Origin of the sequence: Paenibacillus sp. FSL R5-0636 (assembly GCF_037974255.1) — a bacterium.
GTDB classification, from domain to species: Bacteria; Bacillota; Bacilli; order Paenibacillales; family Paenibacillaceae; genus Paenibacillus_AQ; species Paenibacillus_AQ odorifer.
This window is the reverse complement of record NZ_CP150232.1, coordinates 1,069,290-1,094,651: the sequence shown is the minus strand read 5'-3', so window position 1 is coordinate 1,094,651 and position 25,362 is coordinate 1,069,290. Positions and strand designations below refer to the sequence as shown.

The following is a 25,362-nucleotide window of genomic DNA, read 5'->3' as shown; positions in this document are numbered from 1 at the left end:
TTATATTATTAAAGGTAAATATATACAATTTGGGAAGGGTGATTATTATGTCAGAAGCAATTCTTAGAAATCAAGTCATTCAAAAGGCATGGGAAGATCCAAGTTTCAAGAAAAGACTACTCTCAGACCCAAAAGCGGCTCTCCAAGAAGCACTAGGCGTAATCATTCCCGACAGCGTTACCTTGAAAGCCGTTGAAGAAGGCTCCAACGAATTCTATCTTGTAATTCCACCAAGTCCTACATCCGATGTATTGAAGGCAACCGCAGCACCACGCGGTTCGTGGTAAGACAACAAGATTAACCCCCTAAGGAGTGAGAATCATCCGGAGCTTCTGCCAATGGCAGTATGGTGATGGATTCGGTTCCCACTCCTTTTTTGCTTGTGAATTTCACTTTACCTTGCATAGCTTCGATGATACGGAAAGTGACCATTAATCCAAGACCTGTGCCTTTATTCTTTTTAGTGAAATAAGGCTCTCCCAATCGGTGCAGGACATCCGCGTCCATCCCTTCCCCGTTGTCTTTGATATGAATAATTACGTTCTCCTCTTCCGCATACACCGACATATAGATAAATCCTTCGTCACGGAAAGATTCAATGCTATTTTTGATAATGTTGATGAAGGCTTGCTTAAACTTCGAGGAATTCCCCTTCACCCATAATTCGCCCGATACATCGAGAATCATTTTTCCTCCATTTAAATGACAAAGCGGCTGCATAATACTCTCAATATGCTTAAATTCATTATACAAATTCAGACTGGAAATCGTCTCAAATTCCGGTTTTGCGAAGGTTAAGAAATCCGTAATGATCCCGGAAGCACGATCCAGCTCACTAAGGGCCATCGACATAAATATTTCCTCTTCACCAACGGATTTCTCGCTAAGCAGCTGAAGGAAACCCCTAGTTACCTGGAGTGGATTCCGCACTTCATGAGCAACAGATGCAGCAAGCTCGCTAATAATTTCCATTTTTTCTGAACGCTGCAATTCGTTGTTAAAACGCTCTAATTCTTTAGAATAGTTAACAACCTGTTGATGGCTATAGGCTAGTCTTCGCTCCAGAATTACGATCAAGGAGATTATGAAGGCAACAATGCCCCACTTCCACAAGAATAAATCATAGTTCCCCTTATGAATGTAATACCACAGTAACTCTGACACTACAGTAAATGCAGCCGTTCCAAAGCCAATGGCAAAAATGATAGCGTCCCTATTCCCTTTAAGCGAAAATATAATCACACATACGATAAGCAAGATGAACTGAAGGATGAGGATGAACCCGATAATAGTGGTGGATACAAAATAATAAAACTCAATATAGCTATTATTCGATAGAAAATTGATCAAAAGACATAGCAAACAAAATGAGGAGTAAATGACTTGAAATTGACGAAAACGACGGACGATCGCATATTTTCCACTGCCAAATATTTTTTCAAATAAAAGAGTAAGCGCCGGTAAAAGTGAGAATAAAGCCAAATCAAGAAATACATTACTAATCGCGCCCAAATTGCTGTAAAAGGTATAAATAAAAGGAGAATAGGTTATCGAGAGAATTCCGGTTGAACCTATTACAACGGCTAGTGAAGCCACACTGGAAAAATAGTCCCTATTAATGTAGAGAGAACTTATAAATAGAACGATAGCCACAAGAAAAAAAGCACAGCCCAAAATCACATCGCTGAGTCCATTTTTAATATAATCATTGATTAACAGGTTGTGTTCACCGATCACTACTTCATTTTTAATTCCGATTCTATCCTGCAGCGTTTCAGTCCAAATGTATAATGTTTTCCCACTATCGCTTTGACTCAAAGGCAACAACAAAGAATAGTTATCCTTAATATAATTACGATCTTCCTCGAAGATTAAACGGTCGTTCACATACACCTTCACATGAAGAGCATATAAAGTATCAATGTAGATTGAAGGGGAGATATAACTAAAGTTAGGTATGGAAATACGAGTCCAAGAAGTGGATACGCCTGATGGCAGATGTGGGATTTCCTTCGTAGCATTCACATTTATCCAATACTGCTGGTCATTATTCTGAGGAACCACTACGCCGCTGTTTTCGCTTCCATCGCCCCATCTCATCTGCCAACTGGTAATTTCTTGGGATGGATATGGGGTCGCTGCTGATACAACAATTGAACTATATCCTATCAGAAGGAGAGTAAGGGCTATTGCTATATGTAGGACTTTAATCATCAAGCGCATATATGCACCTCAGAAGTAAGTATCAGAAACAATATTCTGTCTGTACTACTTCGCTCAGCCCCTCACTCTTTCCTTCTAAAAAACGGAATTATCATAAATTACTTCTAAATTCTTCTAAGTTCTGGTATTTTTACTATAATTTCAGTCCCTTCCCCTTTCTCACTGCGAAACTCAGTGCATCCCTCCATCGCCTCAATAATCCGAAAGGTTACCATCAGTCCAAGCCCCGTTCCTTTGGTCTTATTGGAGTAATAAGGTTCCCCTAACCGAGCCAGCTCATTCCGGTTCATCCCTTCCCCATTATCATGAACACTGATTATTATATGTTTTCCAGACTTCCAGGCTGTGACTTTAATCAGCCCATTGTCCTTTAAAGCTTCAATACTATTTTTGAGAATGTTGATAAACGCTTGCTTGAACTTGGCAGATGATCCAGTAACGTAAAGTCCTGGCTGCAGGTTAAGTTCAATGACGCCCCCTTGCAGATTCGCTAACGGAGAAAGAATACCCGTCACATGCCTCAACTCTTCGGACACATCAAGCTGCTCTACGGTTTCAAGTCCTGGTTTAGCGAAGGTTAGGAAGTCTGTAATAATGAGCGTAGCTCGATCCAGTTCTGTAACCGCCATTTGCAGATATTCCCGCTCCTTTTGATCTGAACGCTCCCCAAGAATCTGCAGAAACCCTCGGGTAACCTGCAATGGATTCCGTACTTCATGCGCAACCGAAGCTGCCAGCTCACTAATAATCTCCATCTTCTCCGAGCGCTGCAAATCATTATTGAACTTCTCAAGCTGATGGGAATATTCAATAAGCTGTTCATGGTTTCTAGTAAACCTTCTTCCCAGAATGACGATTAAGGCAATTACGAAAATCACCACTCCCCATTTCCACCAATATAATTGATAGGATTGGCCCGATACATAGAACATGACCAGTTCGCTAAGAGACATGAAAGCAAATATTGAGAACCCTGTAGTAAAAACAACAGCATCTACATTCCCACGATTCGCATGAATAAACGCTAAGCTGATCAACAATATAAATTGCACAATCATAAGGATACCCAGCACACTCGTAGTCATCAATCTATAAAAGTCATCCAACTGATATGACAAAAGGATATTAACAACCATTAGAGAAAAACAGAATATAGAATAGACAATTTGAAACTTGCGGAATCGGGTAACGATTTTCTTTTTTCCTGGACCAAATATTTTTTCAAAATAAAATGTAAAGGAGGGCAGAAGCGTATATAATGCTACATCAAAGAAAACAAGTACAATCTCTCCATAATCGCCTAGGATTGTCGGCAGGAACGATGAATACGTTACCACTAACACGCCAATGGATAAAATAATCAGCACCAATAGAAATCCGCCGGAAAAATAACCTTTTCTCATGAATAGCGAGCAAATCAGCAGTACAATCGCAATAAAAATAAGCGTCGTTCCAATGATCAGATCCATTAAGCCCTGCTTTACATAAACAGATAACAGCTCATCGTATTGGCCTACTCTTATTTCGCCGTGGATCCCTAAGTCTTTGCTGCCACCATGGGTCCATAAATATAGCTGTTGTCCTCCAACACTTTTGGACAGAGGAATGAAAACCTTACTGCCATTGAAATTAAAATCTTTTCCGGAATCATATATTAATTCGTTATTTAAATAAGCCTTAACATTATTTCCATATACTTTATCTATGAATAACGCAGATTTATCACCAATTTGTGGTAAAGTAAACCGCAGCCAGGCTGAGGTTGCCCCACTTGGAGTCTCTGGGCTTTTCCCATGAGGCATAACACGAGTCCATTCTTCATCAAGAGCTGCCACAGCTTCTTCAATATGATCTACTTCTATACGTTCAAATTTAATCTCCCAATTGGGCAGCGTAGAGTCTGATGATTCAGCACTCACTATCGCCGTACCAAAAGGGACCATAGCGGTCAGCAGTAGAATTAATAAAAAAGCAGCCGCTATATTGGGCTTTGGCAACTTCATCGTAGCACCTCAGTAATTCATTAGTTGTTTAAACGTTCATATACGCTTCTTAATTTCGACAAGCTTCGCACTATCCCTGCCTATTCTTGTAAATTTTCTCGAAAAAGGACGTTTTTCATCGGCTTTTGCTTTCACCCATTTTTTACTAATCCAATATAGACATACCCATTTATTGGATCAGCGATTCGATCATGGTCAAACGGGTAAAGATAAACATAGGAAGTTCAAATTTTATCATAAAAAAGGAGTGAACGGCTATGGATAGTTCACCAAATAAAACTGAAGCTGACTTTGAATATGAACGTTATATACAAGCTGATATGGATGAAGAGGATATTGTTGATGATGACGCAGATCCTGTCTTGGTTGGCGATAAATACTTGGCAGCAGATATTGGTTTAAACTCACCTAAGGATGTAATCGAAAGAGATGAGTTGGTGGAATCCGATGCATATCTAGCCGCTGAAACCGCAGGATTAACCCTAGATGATACGGATTATACTAAGGATGAGGAACTCTTGGAGATGGAAGAAGAAGATCAGCCGCTAGAGGATGTTCCAGATGCAGACGATGTATATCCAAATTCCATTATTGACCCTGCCTCCCCGCCAGTGGATGTTATGCCGGGAACAGACGTTTTGAACGGTTCGCAGGGAGAATAGCAGCTTAATATGAATAAAGCCGCCGGGCTCATAGCCCGGCGGCTTTATGTTGTTTCTAAATAACGACATGCTCATTGAGTTAGCAGTTAGCCCTGCATTGTTGTTGGCTGTTCTGCGGGACGAGCAGCGGCGATTTGCGCTTCCAGCTTGCGGGTCTTAACCAATATCGCTGCTACCAGCAGCATCACTCCATTGATTACAAACACCCAGCGAATTGGAATAACCGCGCCCAATAAGCCGCCGATAATCGGTCCAGCCATCGTCGCAAGCTGAGATGCCGCCTGATTCAGGCCAAAGGCCCGTCCACGGAATCCCGGTTCAATTACTTGTACAATCATGGCATTCACTGACGGCAGCACACCTGCATAGAACAAGCCGTAAGCAAAGCGAAGGATAGCGAACTCTACATAGCCCGAAACAAAAAACTGTAGTATATTACCGATGCCGCCCCCGATCAGTCCAATAAATAAGATCATCCCAAAGCCCTTTCGGCTGCCGATTCTGCCCCACTGCGGAGCCATCAGCACCGTAGCAATCCCCACAGCAGAGAACACTATTCCCGAGCTTAGCGAGGCACTATTTTTGGAGATCCCCATGTCCAGTAGATAAATTGGGATTAACGGTTCCAGAATCATAACGGAGAAGGTACTGATTCCCGCCAGCGAGAGCAAAGTAATAAAGGCTCGGTTACTTCTCGCTTCCCTGATATCATCACTTACATGTGACCTTGGAGCCGAACGGTCGAAGTTCTCCTCTTTTGCAAAAAAAGTAGCAATGAGCGCTGAGATAAGTACAATACCCGCCGAGAATAAAAAAGCAATCCGGTTGCTGGTATAATAGCTCACTACACCGCCGATTAATGGCCCAATAATACTACCTGTAGCTCCGGCTGTAGACATAATACTTAAAGCGTACCCCGTCTTATGCTCAGGGGTATTGGTGGCTACCATTGCAATAGCTGCTGGAACAAAACCGGCAAGCAGTCCTTGCAGCACACGCACAATCAAAAAAACATAAGGATCATGTACAAAATAATTAATAAGGTATAAAGCTGCCAGACTAAAACCCGAGCGAATAAGCATCGGTTTCCGACCATACTTGTCGGCTAGCGAACCCCAATAGGGAGAGATTAAAGCGCTGGCAAGAAAGGTTATTCCAAAACTAACCCCTGACCAAATCTCCAAATGATTTGAAACCCCAAGTTCGTCGCTCAAAAAAATGGAAAGGAAGGGAATCGAGATCGAATAAGCTGTACTACAAAAGAAAACCCCTATCCAAAGCACGATCAAATTCCGCTTCCACGAAAAGAGCATCCTATGCACATCCTTTCTCGATGTTCTCTTTGGAAACATCCTACCATTGTAAACTTCTTTTTAAGATGTGCCAATCCCAGAAGTCATAACTGACCTTTGCATGTAATAGGACAAAGGAGGTATTATGGGAAGTACCTACGAGATTATTCAATAAAAAGGAGAGATTATTTAGTGAAGTCTACACGAACAAAATCCGCTATTCTTCTGATCATGTTATGCCTGGTCATGGTTATTGCGGCAGGTTGCGGTAACAAGCCAAACAATAACAATGCAAGCAGTAATAATGGAAGCAGCGGATCAGCACCTGGGGAAGGTGCAGCCCCAACTGAAGGCGTTCCTTCAGCTACGGCAAGTCATCCCTTAGTAACCATTGAAATGGAAGACGGGGATATCATCCAAGCTGAGCTATATCCTGAGGTTGCCCCTAACACCGTAAACAATTTCATCTCACTTATTCAAAAAGGATTTTATGATAACACTATATTCCATAGAGTAATTCCTGACTTCATGATTCAAGGCGGCGACCCTGATGGCACAGGTATGGGAGGCCCGGGTTACAGTATCGCCGGAGAATTCTCTGGCAACGGGTTCACCAATAACCTTCTGCATACAGAAGGTGTTCTATCGATGGCAAGATCACAGGCTCCTGACTCTGCCGGTTCCCAGTTCTTTATTATGGATGCAGCTTACCCTAGTCTAGATGGAAGCTACGCCGCTTTTGGTAAAGTAACCGAAGGTATCGAAGCTGTAAAAAGAATTGTGAGCCTGCCTCGCGACGGTTCCGATCGTCCAGATGAGCCACCAGTAATGAAAAAGGTGACGGTCGACACCTTCGGCGTCACTTACCCAGAACCGCAAAAGGTTCAGTAATTAGGAATAAACAGAAACGACGTTACCGTCCTCGAAAGAGGATAAACGTTTCTTGTAGAAATAAAAGAACATAAAAAACTCGGCAGTCCCTCCGAAGTTGTAATCGGATGGAGCTTGCCGAGTTTTTTTACAGCTTATCCCCGCAGCGATCTTCTGCTAAGTGCATGTTGACCATTACGCAGGAAGGTGCTGCGGCTATTTCTTAATAGCGCTATCCGGTCCTCTGCAAGCTGGTTCGCAGCGGCATAAGTAGGTATTCCGTTCAAACGGGAAATTTCCATTACGCGGGTAATATTATCGTAAATCTTCGCCACCTGCTTAAAGGCACGTTCCTTATTATAGCCGTTCAGCTCGTCCGCAATATTAATGACGCCACCTGCATTAATCACGTAATCTGGAGCATATACAATCCCCATCTCATGAAGTGCATCACCATGCGAGGAATCCTTCAGCTGATTATTAGCAGCTCCTGCAATCACTTTCGCCTTGATTACCCGTAAGGATTCGTCGTTAATTGTCGCTCCAAGAGCGCAAGGAGCATAAATATCACAATCTACACTGATGATATCGCCTGGATCTACAGCCTTGGCGCCATAGGCCTCTACTGCACGTTGAACGGCTGGTTTATGGATGTCCGTTACGATAAGCTGTGCTCCTTCTTCATGAAGATGTTTGCACAGTGTAAAGGCCACGTTCCCCACGCCTTGAACAGCTACTGTCTTCCCTTCAAGCGAATCACTGCCAAAGGCGGCTTTAGCGGCTGCCTTCATTCCTTGGTAAACACCGTAAGCCGTTGCTGGTGACGGATTGCCCGAAGAACCGTACGTAGGTGAGGTGCCAGTAACATAATCTGTCTCTTGATAAATAATGTTCATGTCCTCTTCCGTAGTCCCTACATCTTCAGCAGTTATGTACCGTCCATTTAAACCTTGTATGTATCTTCCGAAAGCACGGAACATGGCTTCATTTTTATCCTTCTTGGGATCTCCAATGATTACTGTTTTCCCACCACCCAAATTCAGGCCGGATACTGCATTTTTATAGGTCATCCCTTTTGCTAATCGAAGCGCATCAACAATAGCTTCCTCTTCCGTAGCATAGGTCCACATCCGTGTTCCACCCAGTGCTGGTCCCAGTGTCGTGTCATGAATCGCGATGATCGCCTTTAATCCCGATGCCTTATCCTGACAAAATAATAATTCCTCGTAGTCGTCCCGTTCCAATGCTGCAAACAATTCCATCTCCAATATCCCCTATCCCTTTGTCATATTCCTCATGCTGATTCAAAGTTCATGCAATTAGAAGGATCAGTTGGATCCCCTCCCAAAATATTGTAGCAGAATACGCCGTAAAACAAAAAGAACTCATGTCACCATCTTAACTACTGATGGGGCATGAGCTCTTTTTATCCAATCTACTCTCATAGACAACTGTCAAAATGCTTTACAGTTTAGCAATCGTCTCTGTAAGTACCGGTACGATTTGTGATTTACGGGATACTACACCTTTAAGAAGCGCTTTATTGTCATCAAGCTTCACGTTGTACGCCTGTTCTACTGCACCTGCAACACGGCCCAGAGCCAGACCCACCGAATCGTTGTTGAGGATATCTGTAACTACGAACAGGAACAGATCCAATTCTTTTTCAGCAATAATGGAAGTCAGTGCAGTTTCCAGTTCAGCCTGCTTGGAGAGTACATCATTAACGTCGACCGCGTTCACCTGGGCGATTTCTACTTTGTATTCACCCATTTTGAATTCCTTAGCATCCAAGGAGATCAGTTGAGCGATACTCTTGTCGCTAAGATCAGCACCAGCCTTCAGCATATCAAGGCCGTAGCTTTCTGCATTTACACCAGCGATTTCAGCCAATTCGCGTGCTGCCGCTACATCTTCAGCGGTGCAGGTTGGAGATTTAAACAGCAAGGAATCAGAAATGATTGCAGACAACATCAATCCGGCGATGTCTTTAGGGATAGCTACACCGTTTTCTTTATACATTTTGTTAAGTATAGTAGCAGTACAGCCTACTGGCTCAGCACGATAGTATAACGGATGTGCAGTCTCAAAATTAGCGATCCGGTGATGGTCGATAACTTCAACTACACGCACTCGATCAATGTCATTCGCACTTTGTTGGCGTTCATTATGGTCAACAAGAATAACCTGATTAGCTTCTCCAGCTACGTTCTCTACCAGACGAGGAGCCTCTACTCCGAAATGATCAAGCGCAAATTGCGTTTCACCACTAACGTCTCCCAGACGAACTGGCTCAGCATCCCAGCCTAATTCTTTTTTGAGTGCTGCATAAGCAATTGCCGAACAAATAGTATCCGTATCCGGATTTTTGTGTCCAAAGACCAATGTTTTTTCCATTTCCAATCTCCTTACTATGTTTTAGTGAGATTAATATACCATACATTGATAGCGGCTTCCAGATTGTGCGGGCTGAAAAATTGGTTTAGCCTCTCCCACCTATGGTTGTTCACGTCTGGTCTTTGGAAGCGGATCTGGTTTGGACTCACCATGCAGCGGTTCATTATCGGAGAAAAGATCAGGATTCTCTTTTAGCATCAGGCTTAAAATATCCGTCGTTTCTACTGTTCCACACACTCTAACTAGCGCATCCCCGAAATTCCCCTTACGCATGGCACCGCCTTCCTCAAGCTCGCGTTCCACTTTCCAAAAGTGCTCCGACCAAGAGAGACCACAATGTCTGCGAGAAGGCACCATGATTTCATCGCCACCCGGCGTCACAGTATATAATTCCTCATGACTATCCGTCATTCTGCCCGGAATATCCACCCACTCTTCAATACCGTGAATGAACGTATTCCGCCGCAGATCGACGCCCAGCAGTACTATTTCCGCCTTACGATCAAGCAGCTTGCCCCATACTGAACCACGGGCGCATGGCGTATCCCAACGTTCATCCCCTGCAGTAAACGCCTCAGCATCAACACCCAAAGCCGCTACAGAATGAGTCGGATGCCAAGAGCGGACAACGCCCGGACGTTTTCTGAACAGCTCCGGTAATATCCCAACACAAGATGGGGAATCTTGAACAGAGAAGCGTGGATTATCCGCATTAATATAAGCCCATGTATGCGTTGGCAAAACAAGCAGCCCGTCCTTCATATATTCGCTGAGTGCATCCAGCACCGTGTTCGCACCTCCTTCTACTTCGCCAACACTTTTTAACGAGGAATGAACTAGAATGGTCCCCCGTGGATCAATCTCCAACTCCTGTAATTGTTTCATCAAGCTTGTTGTTGTGTGCACTTATACTCTCTCCTTATGTATGAATTAAATTTCATGAAACATTAATATCCACTTGCAAAAGTTTGTTATTACTATTAAAATTATAGTAACTTAATAATATTCACCAATAATTCTATCGATATTAAAAATAATCCACAAACCCTAAGCATTTAAACGGAGGTAACTACCATGAGTTTAACGTTAAAAGGACTTCACCATGTCTCAGCTATTACAGGCAAAGCACAGGAGAACTTTAAGTTCTATACAGAGGTACTCGGACTTCGTCTCATTAAAAAAACAGTAAATCAGGATGATTTTTCAGTGTACCATTTATTCTATGGAGATGAGAAGGGCAATCCCGGAACTGAATTAACCTTTTTTGAGCTTCCGATAGCGGGCCGCAACCGCGAGGGCAATAACAGTATCTCCGCCCTCTCCCTTCGAGTCCCAAGCGATGCCGCACTTACCTACTGGGAGCAACGCTTCACCGAGCTAAACGTGGAGCATGGGACGATACAGGTACTTGGTGGACGCCAGACTTTATCCTTCCGCGATCACGAGAGCCAACGTTTCATTCTCGTATCCGACGAAAATGATAACGGTGTTGCCGGCGGTACTCCTTGGGCTAAAAGCCCAGTGCCTGCCCAATATGGCATTGTAGGCTTAGGACCCGCACATCTCACAGTCGAAAGTGCAGAACATACAGCGGTGGTGCTGGAGCAGTTGCTTGGCTTCCGCCGTATAGGAACCTACCCTTCAACAGTTGCCGGTCAGCCAGATGTGATCGTATTCGAGACCGGTGAAGGCGGGTCAGGCACTGAGGTACATCTGGAGGAACGCAATGATCTGGATCAAGAGCATTTGGGACGTGGCGGGGTGCATCACGTCGCCTTCCGCGTCGATAATGAAGACGAATTGAAGCAATGGATCGAACACATCCGCCAGGCACAGCTTCCTAATTCCGGTTTCGTCGACCGCTTCTACTTCCGTTCCCTCTATTTCCGTGAGCCTAACGGCATCCTTTTCGAGCTAGCTACAGACGGACCAGGTTTTGCTACAGATGAGCCTATGGAAAGTTTAGGTGAATCGCTTGCGCTGCCGCCATTTCTGGAATCGAAACGCCAGCAAATCGAGGCGTATCTGAAGCCGCTGGATACTCGGCAATAAACCTCTTTCAGGTTACTAAATAAAAGGTGTGAGACGCTTATGCGCTCACACCTTATTTTTTTATTGAAGGTTAGTAGCTTTCCCTACAATATCTAGTAGCTCCGAGAGGTTTCGAATTTCGTATTTTGGCTGAACGCCGGACTCATTAATCTTACCGAGCGGGTTAAACCAGCAGGTATCAATCCCATAATTAATTCCGCCTTGAATATCAGAGGTTAAGGAGTCACCCACAATCAATACTTTTTCTTTATCCTCGATCCCCAATTTGGCAAAAGCGTAATCAAAAATCCCGGTCTCTGGCTTCTGACATCCTGCCTCCTCTGAGATAATGATCTGCTCAAATGTATCACTCAGCAGCGAGCCTTGGATTCTGGAAGTTTGCACATCCTTGATTCCATTCGTGATAATCGCCAGGCGGCACTCTGCAAGCTCTCCGCATAGCTCGATCGCTCCCTGCATCAGAAAGGTTCCTTCGCCTAAGAAACGTAGATACGCCTCACTAAATGATTCAGGATCAAGCTCAAGCGCATGTGCAGCAAACAACCGATTGAACCGCTCTACCCGCAGCGCCGCAGATGAAATCCTTCCTTGTTCTAAATCCCTCCACAATGCGTGGTTAATCTCTTGATAACTGGCAGCATAATCTGCTGCACCTGTGGGCATCCCAAAGTGTAGAAAGGCATTAGACAACGCGTGACTTTCTGCCATTCCATAATCAAACAACGTATCGTCGGCATCAAATAAAATAACATCGTATTTCATAAATATCCCCCAAAGAGCTTTTCTCAACAAGGTACTACAGCGATGCTGGCAAGTCAACTTAACACCCCTCGCGACAAAATTTTACTTTTTTAAGGTAGATTTAATCGATCTGTGGTATTTTAAAAAGAAAACGGTGGTGAGCGTCATTTTATACGTTTTATCATTTCTAATGTCATTTCTTATCGTCTACTTTCTAATTCCGCCGCTCGGCAAGCTTGCTTTTCGGCTTGATTTTGTGGACAAGCCTCGGCAGGACGTTGAGCGTAAAATTCATAGAGAGCCCATTCCGCTAACGGCCAGCTACGCAATATTTCTCGCATTTTTTGTTACTTATCTGGTGTTCGCGCGTGATTTCTCCATGGAGACTGTCGCATTATTTGTTGGTGGAGTACTGTTGCTGACCATAGGCACGGTGGATGATTGGTACAAAACGAAGGGCAAAGATTTCCCAGCCCTGCCCAAGTTAATTGTACAAGTTAGCGCAGCGATCCTGGTTTATGCTTCTGGCAACGCCTTTACCGGATTTTACAATCCATTTTCAGGTGATTATATCATTTTGCCAGTCATTCTATCGTTTCTGCTGACGATTATCTGGATCTTCGGCGTAACCACTGTTATTAATTTCTCGGATGGCATGGACGGTCTAGCTGGTGCCTTGACGGCCATTTCGGCGGTTACGTTATTCGTAGTCGCACTGGCGAAGGGTCAATCCTCATCTGCCATTATGGCAATTTCGCTGATTGGCGTTACGCTTGCTTATCTGCGCTACAATAAGCCGCCCGCCAAAATCTTTATGGGCGACGCCGGGGCAACCTTTCTCGGCTTCATCCTTGCGGTAATTGCACTCGACGGCGCGTTCAAGCAAGCCACCGTCCTGTCGCTGTTCATCCCTATTCTGGCGCTGGGCGTACCGATCTTCGACAACATTTTTGTCGTAGTCAAACGTTTCATCCAAGGCAAGTCCATTTATCAAGCCGATGCCACCCAGGCTCATTACCGCCTGCTTCGGGCGGGCCTGAACCAGAAGCAGGTCGTTGCCGTGCTATGCCTGATTAGTGTTTGTCTATCCTTATCCTCTATCATTCTGCTGCTGATCGAGACTTAATGTATTTTAGGGACTAAGGGCATGTCTCATATACTGAGACTGCCTTTTGAAGTTATAAAACGAGCAAGATTCCGATATGGAATCTTGCTCGTTTTGTGTTGGAGGGTAGCGAGAGATAGCTAAGATGCGAGAGTTTGCCAGAGCTTGCGAAATCTACGGAGATCTGCGGTGATCTACGGTGATCTACGGTGATCTGCGGGATCTACGGAATCTACGTAGATCCATGGCCAACTCTCCAGCCTTTATCCTTACGGACTCAGGCGCCGTTATTCGTGGATTTGCGGCCATTTAGTGGTGATTTCGGACTCCAGAGACGCTATCTACCCAAAATGGACTCATATTCAGTCTATTTCTACCCAATAGCTGCATTGGAGTCCGATAGCACGCAAATTAGAGTGATTTGTTACTTTTAGCGACTCCTGTGTCCTTTAGCTACCTAACTCCAAATAAATCAATCACCCATCGTTCTCTTGCGTAAACTCGGCTAATCTGCGATAAATTCCAATGATCTCTCCCATCGGCATTCTAACTAATCCACTAGAAGAGGGTGCAACGAATTCACGGACACCATCTACCTTTGGAGGCTCGCCCCCTTGAAATCCCCAGTTAGCTTTTGTTCTGCGACTAAACTCTGTATACACACCCTTACCTACAAAACAGGCGACTTGAGGCCGATATTTCTCCAGCTTGGAGCGAAGCAATTCACGACCCTCCTGGTATTCTTCACGAGTAATATCGTCGATTCCCCGTGTGGGACGGGCAACAATATTTGTAAACCCATAGCCCAGCTTTAGCAAGTCCCCGTCCTCAGACGCATCATACAACCGGGGAGTAAGTCCAGACTGATGTAATATTCTCCAAAAATTATTCCGCGGATTCGCGTAATGATGTCCTACCTCACCAGAACGGATACTAGGGTTGAACCCAATAAATACAATCTGTAATCCGTGATCTAAGTGATCTGGAATTTCATCCATGTTATTATGCCTCCTAACCAAACGTCGATCTAGTTCAACTTACGGGGTATACACTTTAAGACATGAAGGCGGTATATGACCTGCCAACCAAACCTTATTACCCGCATTATAAAAGGTTGCACCCATTTGACCCGCTCTAATCGTATCAACGGTTAACAATATCAATTTCCCTCTGCGACTTCCGGCTAAACTGGCAAAATGAGTCCCTTCAGACAAATGAACATACTGCCGTCCCATCGATTGGAGTCCCTCCTCCAAAATCACAGAAAGCACACCAGAATGAGTTCCGTGAAAAAGTACAGCAGGCGGAGTCCCCGGCTCATAAGTGATTTTTGTATGGCTATGCCCGTACCGGGCTTTGATCCGGTCATCAACGATTTCCAATCGTTGCTTGTCGCAGCCTGCGACCACTTGCCGAATATCTCCCACAGTCACCTCTGACCATCTAGGAGTGCTGACAATAACAGACAGCAAATCATCCAACCTACAGGAACCATCCTCTGGATCCAAAATAAGACCATATTGCTCTGGGGTATGCCGCAGCAGCTTAGTCATAAATTTACTTAACGATACTTCCGCTGTATTGCTTAACATTATATTTCCACCTCAATGTTCCCTATTTATATTATTCTACAGTAAAAGATCTGCCGAAGCAGACTCCAGAGGCATTACAGCAATCGCACATCCATGTATTACCTCTTAATATGCAAAAAAAGACCATGGACTCTTTCGTCCATGGTCGGGCTTCACCTAAATACAGAACTCCTTACCAGTTAATACAGCGATGTTATTTTAACGGAAACGAATATACTGGCTCTGAGGCTGACCTGAAAGTCCCATTTCATCCTTAACCTATCTCCAAAAGCATATTTCAACTATCCAGTTTATGTCAACCAGTAGTCTTTTATCTTCTGTAATCTTTTACTTACCTTATTCTTAGCTTATTTCAGCAATGCTTTCAATTCAGATGTCATATCTGATTCTTTTAACATTACGAAATCGCTATAACCCTCTTTGTACATCAACTTCACAATGTAGTTGCCATTCTCAACACCATAATTGAAATGATGGGCCAAAACATCTGTTAATAGAACCTTATCCTTCGTAACAGCCGTACGATTCTTTTCACGCGCAAGCGCTACTCTTTGTTCAGGACTAGTAGGGTTCTTAGGTGTTTTCTCGTCCATATAATCATCTTTTATAATCTCTGCCGATTGGATATCTTCAGCTGTTATTCGTATTTTATCGGCATAACCTTTTTCGTTCATCCATTTCTCTAACTCATGAAAAGTTGACTTCCACGGATAATAATAACCATAATCTGTAGAAACTTGATTACTGTTCTCTTTTACCTTTACCTCTACTTGGATATTAGCCACATCAGGTTTTCCGTCCTTATCTATCTGTACTTCGTAGGACATATTCGAAATTTCGCGTTTGATAATCTGCTTTAGCTCTGAAATTTCCCCGGGATCCGAGATGGCTACTTTTTTATTCCTGTTAGTAACCCACATAAAATCCAGGTCTTTGTCTAAGAGAGCTAAATTATACTTTTCATACTTGTAAGCTTCAGTATCCTTAACCGCCTTGAGTTCTGATTCAAACCCCTTATTAGGGATCCAGTATTCCCTCACCAACTTGTGACCATTCTCCAATTGATAAGCCAGAGTAAAATATTCATAAACATATTGTTGTGAGGTATGTTCTGGACGTACTGCAACTACCGTTTGATGAAGTTTACGGACAGTTTCTATATAATCTTTATCATCGGAAAAAGGGTTCTGCCCCATGTAGGGTGTAGTGTGCAAACCATCCGTTGGGGTATACAACCGGTAGTTAGCTCCCATATATACACCGCTAATCTTATCACCGGAAGGCACTCTGGCTTCATACCCCGTAACACTTGATACTGGGATATACAGAAGTAACCCTATCATTACCGCATAAACTGCAAACTCAGCTACCATTTTACGCGTCATAATCTGCCATGTTTTCCGAACAATCATTTCTGCGGCAACATAACCAATAATGGCTCCGATGGCATATCCACTAATCACCCAGCCCATTTGCTGTTGCTTCATTTGTGCAAAATAATTTCCGGAAATAAGCATAGTACATAACATAACCCCTGCTTTAAACAGTGGGTTGAAATATCCAAAAGCAATAGCCTGACCCGCTTTTTCCGTATTACGTTTACGGTATAACAGATAGGACAACCCAATAAACAGAAGTGCCAATACCCCATAAATCCATAATTCTGTATTAGTGAAGGGTTTGCCGGTAAAATAATACACGATATGAACAAACGGAGACCACATCTGCAAACTAGAATCACGGAAGTTTACATTTGCATTTGCATAACCATAAAGATACATGACGAAATGGCTATTGATTAATGAGATCAGTACAGCAGGAAGAATAAGCAAAATATAAATGATAATTCCCTGAAGAATAGATTGGCCCGTACATATTCCCACAAAAACACTAAAGCAGAAGAGGAACAAAGTCAGAATACTAACTGTGATACACCATTGCCAAATATCTGCGCCTTGAAAAATATAAAAATTCCCACTCCATGGCTTAATAACGGCAACCACCCCAGCAGTTAACCAAACAGGCAGTAACAGTAAGGTAAGTCCACTCGTCAGATGAGCTGTAAATAAATGCTCTCTGCGTAAAGGCAGGCTATGCCAAAGATCTGCGGGTGATTTTGCCTGAAGGTATCGGAATAAGAATAGTCCTGCGGTAACTGGGATCGTAATGATAAATAAGGCTTGCACACTACCAGCTATGCGAAATAAATGATCAATTTCCTGCGGTTTTGCATCCGGATTGTTGCTCATGAAGAGCTGCAATGGAAGAGCGAATAATAAGCCGAGTGCATATATAATCCCTATCCAGCCATGCTGGCGGAAGTTCTGGCGAAAAATACTGCTATTAAAGTAGTAATGGCTGCGCGTCATATCCGACATCCCCCATTTCATAAATAAAAATCTCTTCTAACGTCAATGGAAGCAAATCGAATACGTATGGCTCGTACACCTGAAAAGCCGCTTTGATCCGTTCACGATCCCCTTTTACAATATATAGGTTCACACTTCCCCGGCGCTCTTGATGCAGAACTTGTAACTTGGCAGCTAACGGAATCTCATGCCGTTCATCCCGAAACGCCACTTGAATCTTATGTGTATCCGCCTTAAGATCATCCAGATCCTTCTCAATCAACATCTTCCCACCATGCAAAATCCCGACATGATCGCACAGATCTTCAATCTCACGAAGGTTATGCGAAGATATGATTACCGTCAGCTCGCGTTCAGCAACCTCCTGAAATAGCAGGTTTTTGATCTGACGCCGCATCACCGGATCTAATCCGTCAATCGGTTCATCCATAATCAGCACATCCGGCATACAGCTTAAACACAACCAGAATGACGCTTGCCGCTGCATCCCTTTGGAGAAACGACTGAGTTTGCGCTTTTTATCGAGCTGAAATACGGTTCCCAAATCTTCAAAACGCTTCTGATTCCAGCTCGGATAAATCGAGCGATAGAAGGCCGCCATTTGCAGCATGGTGGATTGTGGGAAAAAATAAGGAGCATCCGGCATAAAAATAACCCGTTGCTTAGTCGTCGGGTGTTCGAATACTGCTTCACCATCCACCCGCACGGTCCCCTTATCTGGAGAGTAGATGCCCGCCAATGTTTTGAGCAGCGTAGTTTTGCCCGCGCCATTAGAGCCGAGCAGCCCATAAATTGTTCCTTTATGTACCGTTAAAGAGATATCGTCGACTGCCTTCTCGCCTTGAAATAACTTGCTGACTCCTCGAATCTCAATCATCACTCTTCCCTCCTTCTCTTTGCTTCTCCACTTGTTGGTACAAAGAACTAATCTCAGCTGCGGTGAACCCAAGGTATACCGCCTCCGCCATCAGCCTCAGCAACTCATTCCGGACTTCCGCTTTTTTGATCGCATTTTGTTCTTTTTTCATCGGGGCTACAAAACTTCCTTTCCCCTGTAATGAATAGATATACCCCTCACGTTCCAATTCACGGTAAGCCTTCTGAATCGTATTGGGATTCACGGTTAGCTGCTGGGATAAAGCCCTTACAGAAGGTAGCTGTTCATCCGTCTGCAAAATACCATGCAGAATCATCTCCTTGACCTTATCGGTCAGCTGCTCATAAATCGGCTTCCGACTACGAACGTCCAGTTCGAACATAACCCTCCTCCTTCCACTATCTTGCATTAAATCCATTTTGGTGTGTATTAACTGTACTACTATTATTAATACAGTTTGATTTATATGTCAACAAAAAATCCCCAAGATTATCCTTTGGGGATCTATCTATCCCTTGTTATTAATCAAAATTACGTCCGATAGCACCGAGCCAACCTCATCCCCGTGGCTTTCGGACACAAATGACGCTGATTCCTGCTTTTAAGTTCACCTGAGGTTGACAGCGCCAAGCCCCCCTATCTCCCGTGGCTTTCGGACCCAGATGACGCTATTCGCACATTTTTCGTCTTTTGAGCAAAGTTTCGGACTCATGTGCAGCTATTGCCTAGAAAAGCGCTCATTTTGCGCGTTTTTCTAGGCAATAGCGACTTTGGGGTCCGTTACAACTCCAAAAGCCGCTGATTCCCACTTTTAAGGTCATCTGAGTCCGATCGCGCCGAGCCTCCTTATCCCCGCTAGCTTTCGGACCCAGATGACCCTATTCGCACATTTTTCGTCTTTTGAGCGAAGTTTCGGACTCCTGTGCAGCTATTGCCTAAAAAGGCGCTCATTTTGCGCGTTTTTCACACCAATAGCGGCTTTGGGGTCTGTTACAACTCCAAAAGCCGCTGATTCCTGCTTTTAAGCTCATCTGAGTCCGATCGCGCCGAGCCACCCTTGTCTCACGGGGCTCTCGGACTCAAAAGCCGCTGATTCCTGCTTTTAAGGTCATCTGAATCCGATAGCACCGAGCCACCCTCATCCCCCGTGGATTTCGGACCCAGATGACCCTATTCGCACATTTTCCGCCTATTGAGCAAAGTTGCAGACTCCTGTGCAGCTATTGCCTGGGAAGATGCCCATTTCCGGGCATCCGCTACAACAAACCTCCTAAGTAAACAAAAAAAAGAGACGTGCCTAAGCCATTTAGGCTTAGGAGACGTCCCTTTGAGTATTAGTTACTGTAATTAAGCATACCAGCCCCATACGAAGATGAAGAGCGTACCGAATATCGTAACTAAACCAACGAATAAGGCATAGGCGATATTGATGTAAAGTTCTTTCTTGGTATCTGCTGATTCACCAATATGCATGAACAGGAAGAGCTGCAAGGAAGCCTGAATGAGGGCTGTAACAAGCAGGATTGCCATGTTCGCAGTGTTGGATAGATCAAGGTAGATTACAGCAAGTGCAGCCACAGAAAGGACAAGAGAGGCTAAGAAACCCATCACATGGCGAATTGGAAACAATTGCTTCATCATGCTACATCAGTCCTTTCAGATAGACGAAGCTGAAAATAAAGATCCAGACAACGTCCAAGAAATGCCAGTACAGCGAGAAGATAAAGGATTTATTGGCCGTAGCCGGATTAATACCTTGACGCTTCAACTGGATTAGAATAGCCGCACCCCACAGGAACCCGAACGATACGTGAGCTCCGTGTGTTCCCAGCAGTACAAAGAGACTGGATAGGAAACCACTGGTTTGAAGTGTAGCCCCTTCGTGAACATAAGTGACAAACTCCATGATTTCGATACCAAGGAAGCCGAGACCCATTAGAAGGGTTAGTCCGAAAAAGACCATCATGGCTTTTTGGTAACCATGCCGCATGGCATGAACCGCAAGACCAATCGTAAACGAACTTGTCAGCAGCAGCAATGTTTCGATCATCACCGGACCAATTTCGAAAAGCTCCGGCCCGCTAGGGCCGCTGGCAAAACGGTCTACCATTACAAAGTAAACAGTGAACAACGTAGCGAACAGTGCAATCTCCGCTCCTAGAAAAACCCAGAAGCCAAAGATTTTATTACTATTCTCTTCTGTTGAGTATTCAAGCGGCTTAGACGCATCTATTTTCATACTGTCTCACCCCGCAATTTCTTTTCAGTAGCAATAACTTCTTCTGCTGGGATGTAGAATCCGTGATCCCGATCAAAGGACATAGCAGCTAGAACAATGAGGATACCTACTCCAGAGAGGATCGCTGGAATCCAAAGACTGAAGACCAGAGAGAACCCTGCGATGAAGAAGATAACACCCAGAATAAATGGTTTTCCTGTGTTGCTAGGCATATGAATCTTAGTAATCTTATCTTCAAAAAGTGGTACTTTATCTTGTTTAGCAGACCAGTATGCATCGCGTGTTTTTACATTTGGAACCACTGCGAAGTTGTAAGCTGGAATCGGGCTTTTCGTTGCCCACTCCAAAGTACGTGCATCCCATGGGTCGCCATCAGTATCTCTTGGTTCGTAACGAGTACTCCAGTAAATGTTATAAACCAGGATTACAAATCCAATCGCGAGACCGATCGCACCTACAAATGAAACCATACTCAGCGGGCCAAATCCAGTGTCCGCAGAATATGTGTATTGTCGACGGGTCATACCCTTAAGTCCGAGAATAAACAGCGGGAAGAACGATACGTTAAAGGAAATAATAATCCACCAGAAGGCATGCTTGCCAAGACGTTCATTCAGACGGAAACCGAATACTTTAGGGAACCAGTAATGGAACCCTGCGATAACGGCGAAGACCGCACCTGGAATAAGAACGTAGTGGAAATGGGCAACCAGGAACATCGTATTATGGTACTGGTAATCGGCACTGGCCATAGCCAGCATGACACCTGTTACCCCACCAATCGTAAAGATCGGAATAAAGGCCAGGGTGTATAGCATAGGTGTCGTAAAGGTTATTCGCCCTTTTCGTAAGGTGAATAGCCAGTTAAATATTTTCACACCTGTTGGTACGGCAATGGCCATGGTTGTAATCGAGAAGAAGCTGTTAACCATAGCACCTTGACCCATTGTATAGAAATGGTGAGCCCATACTAAGAAGGACAAGAGAGAAATGATCAACATACTGAATACCATGGATGTATATCCATACAGGTTCTTTTTAGAGAAGGTGGCGATAATTTCACTATAAATACCGAATGCCGGTAAGACAACGATATATACTTCAGGGTGACCCCACACCCAGAAAAGGTTGGCCCATAACATATCCATACCGCCATTGGCCATCGTAAAGAATTGAGAGCCGAACAGCCGGTCGAACATCATCAACGCAAGTGCTACCGTAAGCACAGGGAATGCGAATACGATAATTACGTTGGTGATCAATACGGACCAAGTAAACATCGGCATTTTCATCAACTTCATGCCTGGTGCACGCATTTTCAGAATCGTTACAATAAAGTTAACGCCTGTGATGAGCGTACCAATACCTGAAATTTGTAGTGCGAGCGAGTAATAGTTATTACCCACCGTTGGACTGAACTCTAGACTTGCTAGCGGGAAATATGCGGACCAACCAGCATCTGGCGATCCCCCGATAACAAACGAAATGTTAAGCAGCATAGCTCCAAAGAAGAAGAGCCAGAAGCTGACAGCGTTCAGACGCGGGAAGGCAACGTCTCTAGCGCCGATTTGCAGCGGAACGATAACATTCATCAGACCGATAATAAACGGCATGGCCATAAAAAGGATCATAATCAAGCCGTGTGTTGTAAATACCTCGTTATAATGCTGTGCGTCAAGAAATTTCATGTCCGGGGCTGCTGTTTGCAACTTCATCATAATAGCGTCAACGCCGCCGCGGAAAAGCATAAGCAATGCTGCGAGGATATACATAATCCCAATACGTTTGTGGTCAACAGTAGTCAACCATTCGCGCCATAAATATCCCCATTTTTTAAAATAGGTCAGGCCGACAATAATCCCGATCGTAGCCAGAACAATACTTGCCATAGCTCCGTATATCAAGGGTTCGCCGTGGACCTTAAATTTATCCCAATCCATTAGGAATCGCTCCTTTCAAGTTGTTCAATTAACATTGACTAGTGTCCGTCATGTGTTGTGCTCTCTTCTAATGGAGAACTAGGTGTCGGCTCATCCAGTTCTGGATTAGGCTCGGTGTTGAATTCCGTCTCACTGGATGGTGCTGGAGTCGGGTGAATTTCTTTATTATCCTGATGCTCCATGCTTCCGTTATCCGTATCCATTTCAGTGCCACCATTACTCATATGGTCACCATGGCTTCCCGGAGGCGGGCTAAAGGATAAGTGAGTATTCGTATACGTTTTACGTCCGACATGTTCCATTTCCAAAAGACCTTTAAATTCATCTTCCGTCAGTGGACCCGCCGTTTCTTTAACGTCTTTCACCCATTCCTGATAATCCTTATCTGTCATCGCAAGTGTTTCAAACTCCATGTGGGCAAAGCCCTTACCATTAAAGTTCGCATTTCTTCCGACATAAGAACCTACAGTATCAGCTGAAAGATGCAAGGTTGTGATCATGTCGCTCATCGCGTATTTTTGTCCTCCCAATTGTGGGATCCAAAGACTTGAGATTGTACCGAAAGAATACAATCTGAACTCTACAGCGCGGTGAACTGGAATATTAACGTAGTTTACTGTTTCGATCCCTTCCTCTGGATAGCTGAAATGCCATTTCCAGTTAGAGGAGGAAGCATAGATTACAAGCGGTTTCTGATCTTTATAATCCGCTGCAACATTTTCTACATCTACTGTTGTTTTGACGGTGACTACGGAGAGGAATGCCACGATAATAATCGGAATGGTAATCCAGATAGCCTCCAGCCATTTGTTTCCTTCCTCGTGAGGAGGAATATAATCTTCGTTGCTTTTTTTAGCACGGTATTTCAAAAGAACGAAGACATATAAGATGTAGACAACTGCCAGAACACCGAGCATCATAACAATGGAGAGAATGATCGTGTCAGATAAAGTTCTTGCAGCCGGCCCCTTCGGATTCAGAACAGCGATTGAACTGCATCCTGGCAAGAGTAAAATTAGGCTGAGAAATAAAGCGTATAACGGTCCCTTTTTGTTCATGCTTAAGCTCCTTCCTTCAATACTTCTTTTATTAACCCTCAACATTAACCTTTATATATAGTAAGAATTTATGGGGAAGAAAGCAAAAGACTTATTTTCCCATTTAGCCTAAAAAAGACCTTAATAATGGCGAACAAGTTAAATATGTGTGATCAATTTGTTACAAGTTTCTAATAGTATGATAAAGATCACTGTAACGGCGCTGTTTATGGGTTGAAAAATTCCGTTCAAACTTTGTTCAATAGTTTACTAAAGTTGCTAATTTGGACACATCTATTTTGCGCAAAACGGGGTTATTTTAACCATTTTTGTTGATGCGTCAGTATTTAGCCGGAGTTACGTGCTTTTTATGATTGTGGTTGAAATCACAGTTAACTACTAAAAGGTAACAAATTATTCTGCTGGGGGTTACAATCTCTCAAATTTCATTCTATCAATGTATGATAAGGTAATAGACAAATATACATAGATAGGAGATTTTTGACGATGTCTTTAAAGAAAGTATGGCTATTATTAATCGTATTATTCATAGGTTCTGGATCAATACGAGCGATAGATTCAGTGAATGCAGCAGGTGCAGGCTCCCTTAGGTTAGGTGTGAACGATAAGTTAACAACTATTGAAGCAGTTTCGGTAAAAGATACCTATTACGTTCCTCTACGTGATCTGTCACAGGAACTTAAGTTAACGCTAACTGGAGTGAGTGATGGGATAAAAGTTACAGGTCAGAACAGATCAATCAAACTGCTGAATGATCATGCAACAGCTACTCTAAGCGATGGAAAGACCATATCCATGAATACATTTTTGAAAAACGGAAAAACCATGGTTCCACTGAAATTGACTTCTTATCTTGGTTTCGGAATTTCCTTTAAAGCAGATCAAAATTTATTGCGTGTAAAAGATGGCTCAGCTACATTAGATGATGCAACATTTGTGAGTAAATTTAAAAAGGAAATGAAGCCAACCGCAACTCCTGGAACTTCTACGCCAACTGTTGGGAAGCAAGGTAAGACCGTATACCTCACCTTTGATGATGGACCAACGGCCACTACTTCTACATTGCTTGATATTTTGGCAAAATATGATGCGAAGGCAACTTTTTTCATGATCGGACCGAATATGAACCAGCATACTACGCAAGTGAAACGGATTGCGAATGAAGGGCATGGTCTCGCATTGCATGGAATGACGCACCGGAAAGAGAAGTTTTATGCTTCACCTGCCGCTGCACTGGGTGAGATGGATAACGATAACGCCATTTTGAAAAAGATTACAGGTCAAAGCACCACACTAATTCGTCCTCCTTATGGAAGCAAACCTTATTTCACAAAGACCTTTAGAGATAAAGTGTTGGCTCAAGGTTATCATCTGTGGGATTGGAACGTGGACTCTGAGGATTGGAAATACAAGGATGCTAGTACGACGATCTATAATTCGGTTATGAATCAGGTTCATAAGCTGCAGAAATCGCAGACCAATCCAGTTATTCTGATGCATGATCAAAAGGCTACACTTAAAGTGCTTCCTCGTATTTTAGAGTCATTGAAAAAAGAAGGATATACCTTCCACGTCATTAGCTCAGATCTGAAACCTCTGAATTTCTGGAAGGATACACGCTGAGTTTTTATTAAAAATCAAGAGGGCATCCCCACAGCTGTGAACTAGCTGTGGGGATGCCCTCTTTTTTTCAGGTCTTGATCTAAAAACTAATTTTTATTTAATCCGATCACATTCGCGCTCCCGAGTTTTTCTATCGGACCCAGATGACCTTAATTGCTGGATTTGCCACTGTTTCGGGTGCTATCGGACCCCATAGCCGCTATTGGTGCAAAAAACACTAGTTTCCAGCGTTTTCCACACCAATAGCTGCGCTGGTGTCCGAAACTTCGCTCCAAGGGCGATAAATGGGCAAATAGCGGCTGCTGTGTCCGATACTCCG

The 25,362-nt window shown here is 43.7% G+C and carries 22 protein-coding genes; 6 read left to right on the top strand and 16 right to left on the bottom strand.

All coding sequences use genetic code 11. The annotated features are described in order from the left end of the window. Positions 1–47 precede the first annotated feature (47 nt). A complete protein-coding gene (locus MKX34_RS04675) occupies positions 48–287 on the top strand; it encodes an NHLP leader peptide family RiPP precursor (RefSeq protein ID WP_170914256.1) in 240 nt (79 codons plus the stop codon). 10 nt (positions 288–297) lie between these two features. On the opposite strand, the gene MKX34_RS04670 is transcribed toward MKX34_RS04675, so the two are convergent. Together MKX34_RS04670 and MKX34_RS04665 are read right to left on the bottom strand one after the other, a co-directional pair. Beyond that, positions 298–2,214 (bottom strand): sensor histidine kinase, encoded by a 1,917-nt coding sequence (locus tag MKX34_RS04670; protein ID WP_244886494.1) that lies wholly within the window; start codon positions 2,212–2,214, stop codon positions 298–300. Between the two features lie 113 nt (positions 2,215–2,327). Further along, complete coding sequence (locus MKX34_RS04665; protein WP_036676638.1) at positions 2,328–4,226, bottom strand: sensor histidine kinase; 1,899 nt, start codon at positions 4,224–4,226, stop codon at positions 2,328–2,330. A gap of 257 nt (positions 4,227–4,483) precedes the next feature. Between MKX34_RS04665 and MKX34_RS04660 the strand changes: the two genes are divergently transcribed. After that, positions 4,484–4,888, top strand: coding sequence for a hypothetical protein (locus MKX34_RS04660; protein ID WP_051490926.1), 405 nt, complete (start codon positions 4,484–4,486; stop codon positions 4,886–4,888). A gap of 86 nt (positions 4,889–4,974) precedes the next feature. On the opposite strand, the gene MKX34_RS04655 is transcribed toward MKX34_RS04660, so the two are convergent. Then, entirely contained in the window at positions 4,975–6,201 is a 1,227-nt protein-coding gene (locus tag MKX34_RS04655) for an MFS transporter (protein WP_036680852.1), read from the bottom strand. 210 nt (positions 6,202–6,411) lie between these two features. Here MKX34_RS04655 and MKX34_RS04650 point away from each other — a divergent pair, with 210 nt between their 5' ends. Beyond that, entirely contained in the window at positions 6,412–7,071 is a 660-nt protein-coding gene (locus MKX34_RS04650) for a peptidylprolyl isomerase (protein WP_051491160.1), read from the top strand. 134 nt (positions 7,072–7,205) lie between these two features. Here the strand turns inward: MKX34_RS04650 and MKX34_RS04645 are convergent, their stop codons facing one another. The 3 genes from MKX34_RS04645 to MKX34_RS04635 form a co-directional block, all read right to left on the bottom strand. Next, the gene (locus tag MKX34_RS04645) at positions 7,206–8,312 is read right to left on the bottom strand and encodes a Glu/Leu/Phe/Val dehydrogenase (RefSeq protein ID WP_076129277.1); all 1,107 of its coding nucleotides are present in this window, start codon (positions 8,310–8,312) and stop codon (positions 7,206–7,208) included. A 202-nt stretch (positions 8,313–8,514) separates the two neighbouring features. Next, positions 8,515–9,447: a manganese-dependent inorganic pyrophosphatase gene (locus MKX34_RS04640; RefSeq protein ID WP_036680844.1), complete on the bottom strand. Its 933-nt coding sequence runs from the start codon at positions 9,445–9,447 to the stop codon at positions 8,515–8,517. Between the two features lie 99 nt (positions 9,448–9,546). Continuing rightward, positions 9,547–10,353, bottom strand: coding sequence for an AAC(3) family N-acetyltransferase (locus tag MKX34_RS04635; RefSeq protein ID WP_052096796.1), 807 nt, complete (start codon positions 10,351–10,353; stop codon positions 9,547–9,549). 168 nt (positions 10,354–10,521) lie between these two features. Between MKX34_RS04635 and MKX34_RS04630 the strand changes: the two genes are divergently transcribed. Beyond that, positions 10,522–11,499, top strand: coding sequence for a ring-cleaving dioxygenase (locus tag MKX34_RS04630; protein ID WP_076296151.1), 978 nt, complete (start codon positions 10,522–10,524; stop codon positions 11,497–11,499). A gap of 60 nt (positions 11,500–11,559) precedes the next feature. On the opposite strand, the gene MKX34_RS04625 is transcribed toward MKX34_RS04630, so the two are convergent. Next, complete coding sequence (locus tag MKX34_RS04625; protein ID WP_036680840.1) at positions 11,560–12,261, bottom strand: YjjG family noncanonical pyrimidine nucleotidase; 702 nt, start codon at positions 12,259–12,261, stop codon at positions 11,560–11,562. A 169-nt stretch (positions 12,262–12,430) separates the two neighbouring features. On the opposite strand from MKX34_RS04625, the gene MKX34_RS04620 reads away from it, so the two are divergent. Then, positions 12,431–13,366: an MraY family glycosyltransferase gene (locus MKX34_RS04620; protein ID WP_076296150.1), complete on the top strand. Its 936-nt coding sequence runs from the start codon at positions 12,431–12,433 to the stop codon at positions 13,364–13,366. Between the two features lie 455 nt (positions 13,367–13,821). Here the strand turns inward: MKX34_RS04620 and MKX34_RS04615 are convergent, their stop codons facing one another. The 9 genes from MKX34_RS04615 to qoxA all read right to left on the bottom strand — a co-directional run bounded on the left by MKX34_RS04615 (position 13,822) and on the right by qoxA (position 23,420). Continuing rightward, positions 13,822–14,343, bottom strand: a complete 522-nt coding sequence (locus MKX34_RS04615; RefSeq protein ID WP_036680837.1) for a mismatch-specific DNA-glycosylase — start codon at positions 14,341–14,343, stop codon at positions 13,822–13,824. A 39-nt stretch (positions 14,344–14,382) separates the two neighbouring features. Next, positions 14,383–14,937, bottom strand: a complete 555-nt coding sequence (locus tag MKX34_RS04610) for an RNA 2'-phosphotransferase (protein WP_038568875.1) — start codon at positions 14,935–14,937, stop codon at positions 14,383–14,385. A 347-nt stretch (positions 14,938–15,284) separates the two neighbouring features. After that, complete coding sequence (locus tag MKX34_RS04605; protein WP_143763709.1) at positions 15,285–17,327, bottom strand: hypothetical protein; 2,043 nt, start codon at positions 17,325–17,327, stop codon at positions 15,285–15,287. Continuing rightward, positions 17,281–18,183: an ABC transporter ATP-binding protein gene (locus MKX34_RS04600; protein ID WP_076296148.1), complete on the bottom strand. Its 903-nt coding sequence runs from the start codon at positions 18,181–18,183 to the stop codon at positions 17,281–17,283. Before MKX34_RS04600 ends, MKX34_RS04605 begins: the two co-directional genes overlap by 47 nt. Beyond that, positions 18,176–18,565 carry a GntR family transcriptional regulator gene (locus tag MKX34_RS04595; protein WP_076296147.1) on the bottom strand — a complete coding sequence of 130 codons (390 nt, stop codon included), beginning with the start codon at positions 18,563–18,565 and terminating at the stop codon, positions 18,176–18,178. Before MKX34_RS04595 ends, MKX34_RS04600 begins: the two co-directional genes overlap by 8 nt. A 965-nt stretch (positions 18,566–19,530) precedes the next feature. Next, positions 19,531–19,821: a cytochrome aa3 quinol oxidase subunit IV gene (gene qoxD, locus MKX34_RS04590; RefSeq protein ID WP_036680878.1), complete on the bottom strand. Its 291-nt coding sequence runs from the start codon at positions 19,819–19,821 to the stop codon at positions 19,531–19,533. A 4-nt stretch (positions 19,822–19,825) separates the two neighbouring features. After that, on the bottom strand, positions 19,826–20,422 hold the full coding sequence (gene qoxC, locus MKX34_RS04585) for a cytochrome aa3 quinol oxidase subunit III (RefSeq protein WP_036680826.1): 597 nt from the start codon (positions 20,420–20,422) through the stop codon (positions 19,826–19,828). Continuing rightward, complete coding sequence (qoxB, locus tag MKX34_RS04580; protein ID WP_036680823.1) at positions 20,419–22,362, bottom strand: cytochrome aa3 quinol oxidase subunit I; 1,944 nt, start codon at positions 22,360–22,362, stop codon at positions 20,419–20,421. The genes qoxC and qoxB overlap by 4 nt, the downstream gene beginning before the upstream one ends. Positions 22,363–22,400: 38 nt before the next feature. Then, entirely contained in the window at positions 22,401–23,420 is a 1,020-nt protein-coding gene (gene qoxA / locus MKX34_RS04575; protein ID WP_036680822.1) for a cytochrome aa3 quinol oxidase subunit II, read from the bottom strand. 486 nt (positions 23,421–23,906) lie between these two features. On the opposite strand from qoxA, the gene MKX34_RS04570 reads away from it, so the two are divergent. Then, positions 23,907–25,043: a polysaccharide deacetylase gene (locus tag MKX34_RS04570; RefSeq protein ID WP_076104213.1), complete on the top strand. Its 1,137-nt coding sequence runs from the start codon at positions 23,907–23,909 to the stop codon at positions 25,041–25,043. The last annotated feature ends 319 nt before the right edge of the window (positions 25,044–25,362 follow it).